This is a genomic window from Pseudomonas sp. LBUM1670 (assembly GCF_059695695.1).
This window is the reverse complement of sequence record NZ_CP166783.1, coordinates 272,567-286,336: the sequence shown is the minus strand read 5'-3', so window position 1 is coordinate 286,336 and position 13,770 is coordinate 272,567. Positions and strand designations below refer to the sequence as shown.

Below are 13,770 nucleotides of genomic sequence, written 5' to 3'. Positions count from 1 at the left end.
CTAGGCTTAAAGCTGACTAAACCGTCGGTGATGCCAGATGAAAGCCAAGCGCCCAGCCTGCGCGGCGCCTGCTCTCGAAACGCCAGCGCCCGCTGCCAGCCAGACCTACCGCTACAACAACCTCCAATACTCCGAATCGGACAGCACCGCGCTGGCCGAGGAAGTCGCGCTGGCGATTGCCTATAACGGCATCAGTCAGGCGGTGATGCTGGTGACCCCGACGGACCTGGAAGACTTCATCGTCGGTTTCAGCCTCGGCAGCGGCATCATCGAAGACGCCGCCGAGATTTACGACCTGCAACTGAGCGGCTCGGGGTCGGCGCAGTACGCGCAAGTGACCATCGCCAACCGCGCCTTCTGGAACCTCAAGCAGCAGCGTCGGCAACTGGCCGGCACCAGCGGTTGCGGGCTCTGCGGTGTGGAAGCGGTCGAGCAGGCCCTGCCGGACCTCAAGGTGTTGCCCGGTGCGCCGTTGCCTCCCGCCGAATGGCTTGATGGCTTGCGTCAACGCATCGGTGCGTTCCAGCCGCTCGGCCAGCACTGCGGCGCGGTGCATGCGGCGGTGTTCATGAACGGTCAGGGCGAATTGCTGCTGGGCCGCGAAGACATTGGCCGGCACAACGCCCTCGACAAGCTGATTGGTGGGCTGATCCGGCAAAAGATCCCGACCACCGGCGGCCTGGCGATTGTCACTAGCCGTTGCAGCCTCGAATTAATCCAGAAAGTGTTGCGCGCCGGCATCCAGACCCTCGTCAGCCTGTCGTCCCCCACGGTTCTTGCCGTGCAATGGGCCCGTCGTCACAACCTGAACCTTATCCATCTGCCACAGAAGAATGCGCCGCGGGTCTACAGCCCGGCGTTGGAGAATCAAGCGTGAGTCAACACCGCCAAGCCGATCAGAAACCCGTCCCCCGCTACAAGCCCTACAAAGGCCCGGCCGGGGGTTGGGGCGCGCTGATCAGCGTCGCCCAGGCCTGGTTGACCAGCGACAACGCGTTGAAAAACCTGCGCATCATGCTCAAGACCAACCAGAACGGCGGCTTCGACTGCCCCGGTTGCGCCTGGGGCGACTCTCCGGAAAAGGGCATGGTGATGTTCTGCGAGAACGGCGCCAAAGCGGTGAACTGGGAAGCGACCAAGCGGCGTGTCGACCCTGCATTCTTCGCCAAACATAGCGTCACCTCGCTGCTGGAACAGAGCGACTACTGGCTTGAATATCAAGGCCGCCTGACCGAGCCGATGAGCTACAACGCCGAAACCGATCGCTATCAACCGATCAGTTGGGACGACGCCTTTGCCCTGATCGCCAAACACCTGCGCGGTTTGTCGAGCCCGGATCAGGCCGAGTTTTACACCTCCGGACGTGCCAGCAACGAAGCGGCTTTCCTCTATCAATTGTTCGTGCGCGCCTATGGCACCAATAATTTCCCCGACTGTTCGAACATGTGCCACGAGGCCAGCGGTGTCGCGTTGGCGCAGAGCGTTGGCGTCGGTAAAGGCACCGTGACCTTCGACGACTTCGAACACGCCGATGCGATTTTCGTCTGGGGCCAGAACCCCGGCACCAACCATCCACGGATGCTCGAACCGCTGCGTGAAGCAGTGAAACGTGGCGCGCAGGTGGTGTGCATCAACCCGCTCAAAGAACGTGGCCTTGAGCGTTTCCAGCACCCGCAACACCCGATCGAAATGCTCACCAACGGCGACAAGCCGACCAACACCGCGTACTTCCGCCCGGCATTGGGCGGCGACATGGCGGTGCTGCGCGGCATGGCGAAGTTCCTGCTGCAATGGGAGCGCGACGCGCAGAAGGCGGGTGAGCCAGCCGTGTTCGACCACGACTTCCTCAATGAACACAGTGTCAACGTTCTGGAGTACCTGGGCACCGTCGACGATACGCCGTGGGAGCAGATCGTTGAGCAATCCGGCCTGACGCTCGTGGAAATCGAGCAAGCCGCGCGCATGTATGCCAAAGGCAAGAACGTGATCATGTGCTGGGCAATGGGTATCACCCAGCATCGCCATTCGGTGGCGACCATCCAGGAAATCGCCAACCTGATGCTGCTGCGCGGCAACATCGGTCGGCCGGGCGCCGGCCTGTGCCCGGTGCGTGGCCACAGTAACGTGCAGGGCGACCGCACGATGGGCATCAACGAACGTCCGCCAGTGGCGTTCCTCGACGCCCTGGAACGTCGCTTCCAGTTCAAGGTGCCGCGCGAAAACGGTCACAACGTGGTTGAGGCGATTCACGCCATGGCCGACGGTCGTGCCAAAGTCTTCATCGCTCTGGGCGGTAACTTCGCCCAAGCCACGCCGGACAGCACGCGCACCTTCCAGGCCCTGAGCAACTGCGACCTGACGGTGCAGATCAGCACCAAGCTCAACCGCAGCCATTTGGCCCACGGCAAAGACGCGTTGATCCTGCCGTGCCTGGGCCGCACCGACATCGATATCCAGACCGAAGGCGCGCAAGCGGTGACCGTGGAAGATTCGTTCAGCATGGTCCACGCCTCCAACGGCCAGTTGCACGCGCTGTCGAACCAGATGCGCTCCGAGCCTGCGATCATCGCCGGTATCGCCGCCGCGACCCTGGGCAGCAAACCGGTGGACTGGAACTGGTTGGTGGCCGATTACGGGCGCATCCGCGACCTGATCGCCGACACCATTCCGGGCTTCAAGGACTTCAACGAGAAGATCAAGAATCCGGGCGGTTTCTACCTCGGCAACAGTGCCGGTGCTCGTCGCTGGAACACTGCGTCGGGGCGCGCCAATTTCCGTCCGAACGCCCTGCCCAAGGATCTGGTGCACGAGCGCACGCGCGCCACGGGCGTGTTGCCGGACCTGATCATGCAGTCGATGCGCTCCCACGATCAGTACAACACCACGATTTATGGGCTTGATGACCGCTATCGCGGGGTGAAAGGTCAGCGGAATGTGTTGTTTGTGAACGAAGCGGACATCATTCGCCTGGGGTTCAAGCCGGGGCAGAAGGCCGATATCGTTTCGATCTGGGATGATGGCCGCGAGCGTCGGGTGAAGCGCTTCACGCTGCTGGCGTTTGATATTCCTGCGGGGCAGGCTGCCGCGTATTACCCGGAAGTGAATCCGCTGGTGCCGCTGGAGAGCACGGGGGATGGCAGCCATACGCCGACGTCGAAGTTTGTGGCGATTCGGTTGGAATCGGCGAGTGATACCGGGTTGATTTTGGCGAAGTCGGCTTAACGCGACAGCAGGTCTGGCCTCTTCGCGAGCAAGCCCGCTCCCACATTGGATCTCGGTCGAACACAAAATCTGTGTTCACCGAAGATCCTAATGTGGGAGCGGGCTTGCTCGCGAATGCGGTGGTGCATTCAACAAATCTTCCGAATCCAGCACTTTCCAAACGCCCATAAAAAAGGCCGTTTTTTCACAAAAACGGCCATTCCGAAGTAGCTAAAGACGGGCGAAAAACACTTAAGTTCCACCCGAAAAACAGCAACTTAGGTATATCTTTTGAAGTCGGGTCATTCGTCGGATTTCGATTGTAAGCACCATGACTCAGCCTCAGGATCGCGCCGTCATCCCCTTGAGGTTCCTCTATGAAGTTCTCCTCGATTCTCTTGTTGTCCCTTGGCCTGGTCAGTGGCTTCGCTTCTGCCGGAGGCACCACCGAAGCAGGTGTGGGCGGCGCATTGGGCGGGGTTTTGGGCTCGGTCGTCGGTCAATCGCTAGGCGGCAACACAGGTTCAACCATTGGCGCAGCCCTGGGCGGCGCGGGTGGTAGCGCAGTCGGCGCAGACAAACGCAGCCGTGGCGAAGCGGCCATTGGCGGTGCGTTGGGCGCAGCGGGCGGTAACGTGGTCGGCCGCAGCATGGGCGGCACCACCGGCAGCCTGATCGGCTCCGCAGCAGGCGGCGGCGCCGGTGGCGCGCTGGGTAACTACATGGGTAACAAGAGCGACGAGGAAGATGATCGTCGTAGCCGTGGCGATCGCCGCTACTACCGTGATGGGCACCATGATCGTGGCCACCATTACGGCCATCGCAAGCACAAGCACAAACATCGCTACCACGACTGAGGCCTGAGTCGCCTCGTTTACCGGTAGATCAAAAGATCGCAGCCCAACGGCTGCGATTTTTTTTGCCCGTCAAACCACCAATCGCTCCAGCGCCCCGCGTAACCCGGCAGGAATCGCCACCGGCTGATTCGACCTCCGATCCACAAAAACATGCACGAAACGCCCCGCCGCACAGGCTTCGTCTTCACCGGACTTGAACACCGCCAGTTCGTATTGCACCGAACTGTTGCCCAACTTGCCCACCCGCAAACCGATCTCGATCCGGTCGGGGAAAGCGATGGAGGCAAAGTAATCACAAGCCGAACTCACGACAAAACCCACGACTTCACCGTCATGAATATCCAGGCCGCCGACTTCGATCAGATAGGTGTTCACTGCGGTGTCGAAGAAGCTGTAGTAGGTGACGTTGTTGACGTGACCATAGGCATCGTTGTCGTGCCAGCGGGTGGTGATGGGCTGGAAGTGCGGGTAGTCGGTGCGTTGGGGCATCGGGGTGGACATCAATGTCGATTCCTTGGTTGGATGGCCAGTCTAAGGCGAAAACCGCGTTATCGTTCTTCGCGAGCAAGCCCGCTCCCACAAGGGAGCCCGTGTTCATTGAAGATCAACTGTGGGAGCGGGCTTGCTCGCGAAGAGGTCCTCACAGGCGCTACATAATCACCTGTCAGCAAATCCCCTGCCCACCACCCCCAACTCCCCAATCAACCGCGCCGGCTGCCAGTGATCCCCCTGTTTGGTTTCCAGCTGCAACAACCGCTGATGAATATCCGCCAACCCTTGCTGATCCGCCCAGGCCATTGGCCCGCCTTTGATCGCCGGAAAACCATAGCCGTTGAGGTAAACCAGATCGATGTCGTGCGCCGATGCCGCAATCCCTTCCTGAAGGATCTTCGCGCCCTCGTTGACCAGCGCCAACAGACAGCGCTCCAGTATTTCCTCCGGCCCGATCTCGCGACGCTGGAAGCCCAATCGTTCGCTGACTTCCAGCACCAGCGCATCCACCTCCACATCGTGTTCAGCCTGGCGACTGCCCGCCTCGTAGTGGTAATAACCGTTACCACTCTTCTGCCCGAAACGTCCCAGTTCGCAAAGACGGTTGTCCACCTGGACCTGCGGCGCATCCTGTCCAACGCCCGCCAATTCCCGGGCGCGCCATTGCAGGTCGATGCCGACCACATCAAACATGCGAAACGGCCCCATGGCGAAACCGAAGCCCTGCAGCGCCGCATCCACCTGGTAGGGATATGCGCCCTCAAGTAACATCTTGCGCGCTTCGAGTACGTAGGTATTGAGCATGCGGTTGCCGATGAAACCCTCGCAATTGCCCGACACCACGCTGACCTTGCCCATGCGCTTGCCCAGTTCCAGCGCGGCCTCCAGCACCGCAGGCGCAGTCTGTGCGCCACGAACGATTTCCAGTAGCTTCATGATGTGCGCCGGGCTGAAGAAGTGCAGGCCCAGCACTTGTTGCGGACGGCAAGTGGCAGCGCCAATCGCATCGATATCCAGCGCCGACGTGTTGCTGGCCAGAATGGCTTCGGGTTTGAGCAGACCATCCAGTTCGCGGAAGATTTTCTGCTTGAGCTCAAGGTTTTCGTACACCGCTTCAATCACCAGATCGACATCGCGGATCGCTGCGTAATCGGCAGCGGCCGTGATCCGTGCAATACGGGCATCGGCCTCGGCCTGATCGATCCGGCCCTGACGCACGTTGTGTGCGCAGGTCTCCGCCACGGTGGCCAGCGCCTGCTCAAGCATCTGCGGATTGTTGTCGACCCATTGCACGGGCACCCCGGCGTTAGCCAGGCACATGACAATGCCACGGCCCATGGTGCCTGCACCGATCACGGCGGCGCGCTGAATGTTGAACGGTGTCTGGCTCATGGTTGTTCTCTTGTTGGCGACCCAAAGACAGTCCTCACCATAGTCAGCCACCGGGCTTTTTTGAAATTTATTCCCGTGATGAGCGACATTCAGCGGATGGATGCATTTCCGAAAACACTGGCAATCCCTGTGGGAGCGGGCTTGCTCGCGAAAGCGGTGTGTCATTCAAAATTAATGTCGGCTGACACACCGATTTCGCGAGCAAGCCCGCTCCCACATTGGTCACGGTTCATTTGGGTAAATGCGCCTCGGCCCAACTCCGCACTTCGCCATACGGATACTCCTCCAGCGCCGCAAAACCCGGAATCGACCGTGCCTTGAGCTTGGTAAACAGCGGCACGCTGATCCCGCACAAAAACCGCGTCACGCGCTCGGCTGAGGGAACACTGCCGACGTGCTGTTCATGCCTGTGGATAAAATCACCGCACAGCGCCTCGAAATTTTTATCCACAAGCGCCGGCAACTCTGGTGGTGCGGGCAGCCGCGCCACGTGCCCGTGACACACCGAACAATGCCCGCACTGCTGCGGCGCGTTTTCGTCGCCGAAGTACTCGGCCAGGCGATAACCCAGGCACTGGTCAGTTGCGAACAGATCCAGCATGGCGTGGATCCGCGCGATCTCGGTGCGTTCGTGTTGGGTGAAACAAGCGTGCAGTTCGGCACTCAAGGCCTGACTGTCGAAGTCCGTCTGCAACAGGCTGTAGACCTCGGTCATCTGCTTGCTTTCGAGCTCGACCCAACCCTTCTCCTGGAAATAATCCAGTGCCTTGACCACCCGATCGCGCTCGGCTCCATGCTGCTCGTACAACACATCGAAATTAACCGTGGCCCAGGTCCGCGCGCGAGCGGAAGTCTGGATGATTGCCGCCACGAAGTCCCTGCGCTCACCCTCGAAGCGGGCCAGCAAGTCTTCCGGCTCCAGCAAATACTTGAAGCGGTATTCGGCGTAATAGGCGTAACGCGGCGCGATGACTCCGCGCAGTTCCAACTGCACCAACAACGTCTTGAGCGGTAACAGGCGAATGTTGCTCTGATCGGCCAATGGCCCTAGCAGAAACTCCCACTGCCCTTCGGGCGCGGCGGCTTGCGATTCGTCGAGCACACAGCGGATACCGTCCAGTTCCGGCGTGTCGCCATAAACGAAGTTTTCCAGAACGTTGAGGCTGTCGCGGTTAGCCAATACCAGGCAGTCCGATCGCTGTCCGTCACGCCCGGCGCGGCCTATTTCCTGACTGTAGTTTTCGATGGATTTGGGCAGGTCGAAATGCACCACGTTGCGGATGTCACTCTTGTCGATGCCCATGCCAAACGCGATGGTCGCGACGATGCAATTAGACTGCCCGCCCATAAAGCGCTTTTGAGTTGCTTCCCGTTGTTCATGGGGCAAACCGGCGTGATAAGCCTCGGCCTGGATACCGTTGCGCGCCAAGTGTTCGGCGATGTGCTCGGCGGTTTTCTGCAGGGTGACGTAGACGATGCTCGGCTGGTCGGGACGTTCGCGCATCCATTCGACAAGGCGTCGGCGTTTGTCCTGACCGCGCACCGGCTCCACCAGCAAGTTGAGGTTCGGCCGATAGAAACCGGTGGTCACCACGTCTTCAGGGGCAATGGCGAATTTCGCCTCCATATCCGCGATCACTTTCGGGGTCGCGGTGGCGGTCAGCAGCAACGCCTGAGGGATGTTGAACTGACGCTGATAGTCCGGGAGCTTGAGGTAGTCCGGGCGGAAGTTGTGGCCCCACTCCGAGATGCAATGCGCCTCGTCCACCACCAGTAGCGAGATCGGCACTTGCTGCAAAAAATTGCGGAAACGCTCGTTCTTCAGACGCTCCACGGAAATCATCAGGATCTTCAATTCGCCGGACTTGGCGCGGGCCATCACATCACTGGCGTCATCGCGGCTTTGAGCCGAATCGATACTGCCTGCCGAAATGCCGTGGCGTTGCAGAAACGCCAACTGATCCTGCATCAACGCCAGCAGCGGCGAGACCACCAGCGTCAGGTGCGGCAGCAACATCGCCGACAACTGGTAACACAGGGACTTGCCCGAGCCTGTAGGAAAAATCGCCGCCGCCGAGCGCCCGGCCAGCACAGCACTGACCACCGCCTCCTGGCCGGGCCGAAACTGTGGATAACCGAAAACCTGTTCCAGGGTGTTGTGCATAAGCTGTCACTCCGTTGACCGCTGCGAAGCCCAAAGCCTAGCCGGTGATCGCAGCGAGTCGAGAAAAGGTCGGGGGCAAAAACGATACGGGATGATACAGCGTCCATCAGGCCAAGCCTTCGCCACAGGTTGAAACAAACGGGGCACTTTGCCCCCTGACGCCCGCTCCCATTCCAGCGGTAAGGTGCACCTTCAAAAAAACCACTATCCGTGAACGGTTCATCACGGCAGGACGCCTGATGTGCGCGGATACTCATGAAGGAACGACCATGCTTCAACGACCCATTTTTTCACTCGCAACCTTGATTGCATTGCCCTTTTCATTAAGCGGCTGCCTGACAAACCCCACGCAACCGTCCATCGATCCGACCCCTTTCGAGACACCGGAATATCAGAGCCAACAGGGCCTGGCGGTCATTAACGCATCCACCCTTTATGCCCGCGGCGGCACCGGCCAGGGCGTGGCCGTAGCGCTGGTCGATTCAGGCCTGAACAGCGATTTGCCGGAGTTCCAGGGAAGAAGCCGTGATCCGGGTTTTGACTATGTCGAGAACCGTACCGGCACCTTCGATCGGGTCGGCCACGGTACCCAGATGGCCGGCATTCTCGCCGCCAACAAGGATGACCAGGGCATGCACGGCGTTGCATTCAACGCACAGCTGATCCCCTTCCGTTTCGGCGACGACAACGAGCCGTTTTTCTTCGACAGCGAGATTGCACAATCCTGGCAGGCCGGCTTCGACAAAGGGGCGCGCATCTTCAACAACTCGTGGGCCAATGCCATTCCGGCGACAGAGATCAATGAGGCGCGTTACAAGCAGGTCATGCCGGAGTCGTTGGTTACCGCCCGGAAACTGGTCCAGAACGGCGCAGTTTTTGTGTTCCCGACGGGTAACGAACTGAAACGGGAACCGTTGGCCGAACCCGGCTTGCCGATCGCCATACCCGAACTGGAAAAGGGCTGGATCGCCGTGGTTGCACTAAAAAACGACGGCAGCGCCATCAATGCCAAATCCAACTATTGCGGCGTGGCGGCTGCCTGGTGCATCGCGGTACCTGGCGGCGACTCCGGCGCGGGGCAAGGACTGCTGACCACCAGCAAGGACGGGAAATACGTACAGACCGCCGGCACCTCGCCTGCCGCCGCCATGGTCAGCGGTGCCCTGGCAGCCTTGCAAAGCCGCTATCCCGAACTCACTGCGCAGCAAGTCCGCGAACGCCTGCTGGCAACGGCGAACCGGACAGGCATCTACGCCAACAGCGAGGCATACGGTCGAGGATTGATGGATCTTGAGGCTGCCTCGCGCCAGGCTCCGGAATCCACGATCGACTGAGCCGGGATTGATGAGTCCGGGTTATCGGGTTTTACCCTGAACTGCGCTATGGCACCAACACCGCCACCCGAAGCTGCTCATTCAATGCCTGCTCATGAAACACCTGGCTCTTGCTTGCCCACGCCGCGTGGGCGGGGCTGATTTCGCCGGTGAACGCCGCCGCCAACTGTCGCAAGTCAGCGACGCTTCGCACCCGCGGGCAGAAAGGTTCGCCGTCGCAGTTTTGACTGGCGTTGCGGTAGGTGGTCAGCAGTCGATCCCACAAGCCATCACGCACCTGGCGTACAGACTTGAGCTTCACCGCCTGCACGCCCAAGCGCTGTTTCAGACCCTGTTCGTCCAACGCTTCGCTGGCCAGCAGCGCCTTGCCGAACATCAACACCTCGGCGCGAGAGGCGGTGTCCCTGTTCGCCTGAGTGGTGAGCGCGTCCGGCCAGCCAGTGCGGTCCATGTTGGCGAGCACCATCGAATTACCCGCGTCAGCCGCGCCGGTCAAACGACAAGCCCCCGCCCATAACAACAAAACCGAGGCCATACGTAGCCACTGCATACCTAATTCCCTTTAAGTGCTTAACCAGGCATTTTCGAAATGCCCTACAGATTCTGGCGCGCACCATACAGAGGTTTACGGCGTCGCGCCTGACAACCACGTAGGAAATTTCATCTACAGGGGTTTAGCTGTGAAAAACCTCGTTAAACACGTAGGGCCATTCCACAAAAACCAGTAAAACCCCCTACGAAACCTGTCGGTTGTGGCCGTATTGCCGCAGCGCGCCGCCCCCGTCATAGTTTCCGCCGCGGCTGAAACAGTGTGTCGGCCTGCCAGACTTCCTACAGGACGGACCCAGATGCATGACCGCTATCGCCCACTCAAAAGCAGCTACAGCGACACTCCTGTTTTGGTCATCGACACCGAGGCCGACCCCCACGAAATCCTCGACGCCGCCCGCCAACGCATCCGCGCCGCCAGCGACCTGCTCGAAACGCTTTACTGCCTGTGCTTCAAACAGGCGGACGCGAGCGACATTCCCAACCTCGTCAGCGCTTTGTATTTGCTGACCCAGGACGGCAACGAACTCCTCGAAATCGCCCGCCAACGCCTCCCGAAAATCACAGCTGGTTAATGCCCCACCACAATCCCCTGTGGGAGCGAGCCTGCTCGCGAAGAACGATAACGCGGTGAACCTGATGAAAACCAAAATCCCCGAAACTCAACCATCTGCAGAAGAAGCAGCCTACGACGCATGGTTCAGAGCACAGGTACAAGCCAGTCTCGACGACCCACGCCCAAGCATTCCCGACGAAGAAGCCAGGCAACTGATGGCTGCCAAACGCGAAAAATTGCGCAAGCGATAAGTCCGTAGGCAACGCCCTATCAAAGCTTCATCCCGGTCCTACAACAGAAGACACCTTGTCGCCTATCGCCAACTGGCGGCTCGTATCTATAGTCGGACTGTCGCTGCCAAATCAGCGACTCGGGTTTGGTCACCTGAATTTGAGAGAAAACTTACGCATGCCCTTGTATGCTGCCGACTTCTTTTGTGTCGGCACGCTTTATGGCGGCTGTGTTTGGGACGCTTCTGCGTACCCGGGTTCTCTCTCCCTGGTTGACCAACCTGAACACAGTCCGCCACCCATCGTTTGGTCACGATGGTGGCGGTTCTCCAGATACATAAAAGAGAACAACCAAATGAATAAATTGAACCCGTTCCCCGATCGCTACCGCCCACTCAAAACCAACCTAACCGATACCCCGGCCCTGATCATCGACACAGAAGCCAACCCACAAGACCTCCTCGAAGCCGCCCTCCAGCGTGTCCGAGCCTCCAGCGAACTGCTCCGAACCCTGCACTGTCAATGCTTCGAGCAAGGCGACCTCGAAGACATCCCGCACATCACCCACGCGCTCTACCTGTTGGCCCAAGACGGCTGCGACCTGCTCACAGTCGCCCAACAACGCATGCTGAGCTGGAAAGCCCCGACCTAATGCCCCGAGTAAACAGAGCGTTCTCACGTTCTGCGTGAGAACGGTCAAACAGATTGAAAGCCGTAATCGAACACCGGAGATAACCATGAGCAAGTTTTTTGACGAGCTAATGGAAAGCGTGCAACAAATGGACGAGATCTTACGGGGTGAGCGTCAACCCTCCCGCGAACCCCACGTTGATGCGTTGCAAGCCAAAGAAAATCGCAAGGATATCGGTATGACTCAGGCCAATAAGGGGCAATGCACCATGAACCTCGCCCCCAACTTCCCCGACGACCACGCCATGCACCTGCTCATGCAGCTGCTGCACGAAGAACTCGGCCTGCCCGAACGCAAAACCATCAGCCTCACCACCTCGATCAACTTCGACCTGGGTTGCGACGGCGCTGACGCCCGGCATCTGATGGAAGCGCTGGAAGAACAGTTCGGGGTCGATTTCGCGGATTACGATGCCTATCGCTACTTTCAGCCAGAAGGGTTCGATGTGTTCCTGAAGCGCCAAGCCAAGGGTCGCGGCGATAAGGTTCCGCTGACTATCGGAATGCTTTACCAAGCGATCAGGGTGCAACGGTGGGATACACAGGAACTGGAAGGAGACCAGGTGAACGCGTAAGTGCAATTATTCTGGCCGTTTGATGCCTGTTCAGTTGGAATAATGGCAGTTGTGTCGCTGATGACCTGAATCGCAGACACAAAAAAGCCGCCCTCAAAGGGCGGCTTTCTCATTACATCAAACCAATCTTACAACTTCGGCCCAGCCGCCTTGATCGCGTCGCTCACTTCAAACTTCTTGAAGTTCTCAACAAACAACCCGGCCAGCGCTTTAGCCGCTTCATCATAAGCAGCCTTGTCAGCCCAGGTATTACGTGGGTTCAACAGGCCAGTCTCAACGCCCGGTACGGCCAGTGGCACGTCGAGGTTGATGGTGTCGAGGTGTTCGGTTTCAGCACCGATCAATGCGCCGCTCTGGATCGCTGCGATAACGCCGCGAGTGGTCGGGATGTTGAAGCGTTTGCCGACGCCGTAGCCGCCGCCGGTCCAGCCGGTGTTGACCAGGTAGACCTTGGAGCCGAAGCCGCGGATGCGTTTGATCAGCAGCTCTGCGTATTCACCGGCCGGACGCGGGAAGAACGGTGCGCCGAAGCAGGTGGAGAAGGTCGACTTGATGCCGCTGCCTGAACCCATTTCAGTCGAGCCCACCAGTGCGGTGTAGCCGGACAGGAAGTGGTAGGCCGCTTGTTCTTCGCTGAGGATCGAGACGGGCGGCAGAACGCCGGTCAGGTCGCAGGTCAGGAAGATCACAGCGTTTGGCTCGCCACCGAGGTTTTTCTCGGAACGCTTGGCAACGTGCTCCAGCGGGTAGGCGGCGCGGCTGTTCTGGGTCAGGCTGACATCGGCGTAGTCGGCGTGCTTGGCGTCGTCGATCACGACGTTTTCCAGGACTGCGCCGTGCTTGATGGCTTTCCAGATGACCGGCTCGTTCTTCTCGGACAGGTCGATGCACTTGGCGTAGCAACCGCCTTCGATGTTGAAGACAACGCCTTCGCCCCAGCCGTGTTCGTCGTCACCGATCAGGTAACGGCTTTCGTCGGCGGACAGGGTGGTTTTACCAGTGCCGGACAGGCCGAAGAACAGGGTCACGTCGCCCTCTTCGCCGATGTTGGCGGCGCAGTGCATTGGCAGTACGTCGGCAGCTGGCAGCAGGAAGTTCTGCACCGAGAACATGGCTTTCTTCATTTCACCGGCGTAACGCATGCCGGCAATCAGCACTTTCTTCTGTGCGAAGTTGAGGATCACGCAACCGTCGGAGTTGGTGCCGTCACGCTCTGGATCGCATTCGAAGTTGGCAACGTTGAGCACTTGCCACTCATCACGGCCAGCCGGGTTGTACTTTTCCGGATTGATGAACAGGCAACGACCGAACAGGTTCTGCCAGGCAGTCTGGGTGGTCATCTTCACGGCGAGGTAGTGATCTTCGGCCGCGCCTACATGCACGTGGGAAACGAAATGCTCTTGCGCATTGTTGAACGCCTCGACGCGAGCCCACAGGGCATCGAACTTGTCGGCCGGGAACTTGCGGTTGATCGGGCCCCAGGCGATAGCGGCCTGGGTGGTCGGCTCTTCAACGATGAAACGATCGACTGGCGAGCGGCCGGTACGGTGACCGGTGCGAACAACCAGTGCGCCGGTATCGGCAAGCTCGCCTTCACCGCGATTCAGGGCTTCTTTAACCAGATCATCAACACTCAGATCGGTGTACACGGCGTTATTGGCTTGCGTCATGAGATTCCCCGTCGGCCAGTGGCCGAGTGTGCTCCAAACGGTTTGTAGTAGAAAGTTGTG

Annotated in this window: 13 protein-coding genes; 8 read left to right on the top strand and 5 right to left on the bottom strand. The window is 59.4% G+C overall.

Features of this window, described 5'->3' with window-relative positions; all coding sequences use genetic code 11:
• The first annotated feature begins 37 nt into the window (after positions 1 to 37).
• The 3 genes from fdhD (at position 38) to ACA073_RS01355 (ending at position 4,058) form a co-directional block, all read left to right on the top strand.
• On the top strand, positions 38 to 877 hold the full coding sequence (fdhD, locus tag ACA073_RS01365) for a formate dehydrogenase accessory sulfurtransferase FdhD (RefSeq protein WP_497401067.1): 840 nt from the start codon (positions 38 to 40) through the stop codon (positions 875 to 877).
• Complete coding sequence (locus ACA073_RS01360) at positions 874 to 3,222, top strand: FdhF/YdeP family oxidoreductase (protein WP_497401065.1); 2,349 nt, start codon at positions 874 to 876, stop codon at positions 3,220 to 3,222. The genes fdhD and ACA073_RS01360 overlap by 4 nt, the downstream gene beginning before the upstream one ends.
• Before the next feature lie 356 nt (positions 3,223 to 3,578).
• Positions 3,579 to 4,058, top strand: a complete 480-nt coding sequence (locus tag ACA073_RS01355; protein ID WP_497401063.1) for a glycine zipper domain-containing protein — start codon at positions 3,579 to 3,581, stop codon at positions 4,056 to 4,058.
• Positions 4,059 to 4,127: 69 nt separating this feature from the next.
• Here ACA073_RS01355 and ACA073_RS01350 read toward each other — a convergent pair whose 3' ends face one another.
• The 3 genes from ACA073_RS01350 to ACA073_RS01340 form a co-directional block, all read right to left on the bottom strand.
• Positions 4,128 to 4,559, bottom strand: a complete 432-nt coding sequence (locus tag ACA073_RS01350) for an acyl-CoA thioesterase (protein WP_497401061.1) — start codon at positions 4,557 to 4,559, stop codon at positions 4,128 to 4,130.
• 156 nt (positions 4,560 to 4,715) lie between these two features.
• Positions 4,716 to 5,942 (bottom strand): 3-hydroxyacyl-CoA dehydrogenase, encoded by a 1,227-nt coding sequence (locus ACA073_RS01345; RefSeq protein WP_497401060.1) that lies wholly within the window; start codon positions 5,940 to 5,942, stop codon positions 4,716 to 4,718.
• A gap of 229 nt (positions 5,943 to 6,171) precedes the next feature.
• Positions 6,172 to 8,106, bottom strand: a complete 1,935-nt coding sequence (locus tag ACA073_RS01340) for a RecQ family ATP-dependent DNA helicase (RefSeq protein WP_497401058.1) — start codon at positions 8,104 to 8,106, stop codon at positions 6,172 to 6,174.
• A gap of 269 nt (positions 8,107 to 8,375) precedes the next feature.
• Between ACA073_RS01340 and ACA073_RS01335 the strand changes: the two genes are divergently transcribed.
• The gene (locus ACA073_RS01335) at positions 8,376 to 9,440 is read left to right on the top strand and encodes a S8 family peptidase (protein ID WP_497401056.1); all 1,065 of its coding nucleotides are present in this window, start codon (positions 8,376 to 8,378) and stop codon (positions 9,438 to 9,440) included.
• 46 nt (positions 9,441 to 9,486) lie between these two features.
• Here ACA073_RS01335 and ACA073_RS01330 read toward each other — a convergent pair whose 3' ends face one another.
• Positions 9,487 to 9,990: a polysaccharide deacetylase gene (locus ACA073_RS01330; RefSeq protein ID WP_497401054.1), complete on the bottom strand. Its 504-nt coding sequence runs from the start codon at positions 9,988 to 9,990 to the stop codon at positions 9,487 to 9,489.
• Between the two features lie 298 nt (positions 9,991 to 10,288).
• Between ACA073_RS01330 and ACA073_RS01325 the strand changes: the two genes are divergently transcribed.
• The 4 genes from ACA073_RS01325 to ACA073_RS01310 all read left to right on the top strand — a co-directional run bounded on the left by ACA073_RS01325 (position 10,289) and on the right by ACA073_RS01310 (position 12,040).
• A complete protein-coding gene (locus ACA073_RS01325; RefSeq protein ID WP_497401052.1) occupies positions 10,289 to 10,564 on the top strand; it encodes a hypothetical protein in 276 nt (91 codons plus the stop codon).
• A 31-nt stretch (positions 10,565 to 10,595) separates the two neighbouring features.
• On the top strand, positions 10,596 to 10,796 hold the full coding sequence (relB, locus tag ACA073_RS01320; RefSeq protein ID WP_497403949.1) for a type II toxin-antitoxin system RelB family antitoxin: 201 nt from the start codon (positions 10,596 to 10,598) through the stop codon (positions 10,794 to 10,796).
• 334 nt (positions 10,797 to 11,130) lie between these two features.
• Positions 11,131 to 11,427 (top strand): hypothetical protein, encoded by a 297-nt coding sequence (locus tag ACA073_RS01315; RefSeq protein ID WP_497401050.1) that lies wholly within the window; start codon positions 11,131 to 11,133, stop codon positions 11,425 to 11,427.
• A gap of 247 nt (positions 11,428 to 11,674) precedes the next feature.
• Positions 11,675 to 12,040, top strand: a complete 366-nt coding sequence (locus tag ACA073_RS01310) for a DUF1493 family protein (protein ID WP_497403947.1) — start codon at positions 11,675 to 11,677, stop codon at positions 12,038 to 12,040.
• A 128-nt stretch (positions 12,041 to 12,168) separates the two neighbouring features.
• Here the strand turns inward: ACA073_RS01310 and ACA073_RS01305 are convergent, their stop codons facing one another.
• Positions 12,169 to 13,710: a phosphoenolpyruvate carboxykinase gene (locus ACA073_RS01305; RefSeq protein ID WP_497401048.1), complete on the bottom strand. Its 1,542-nt coding sequence runs from the start codon at positions 13,708 to 13,710 to the stop codon at positions 12,169 to 12,171.
• Between the last annotated feature and the right edge of the window lie 60 nt (positions 13,711 to 13,770).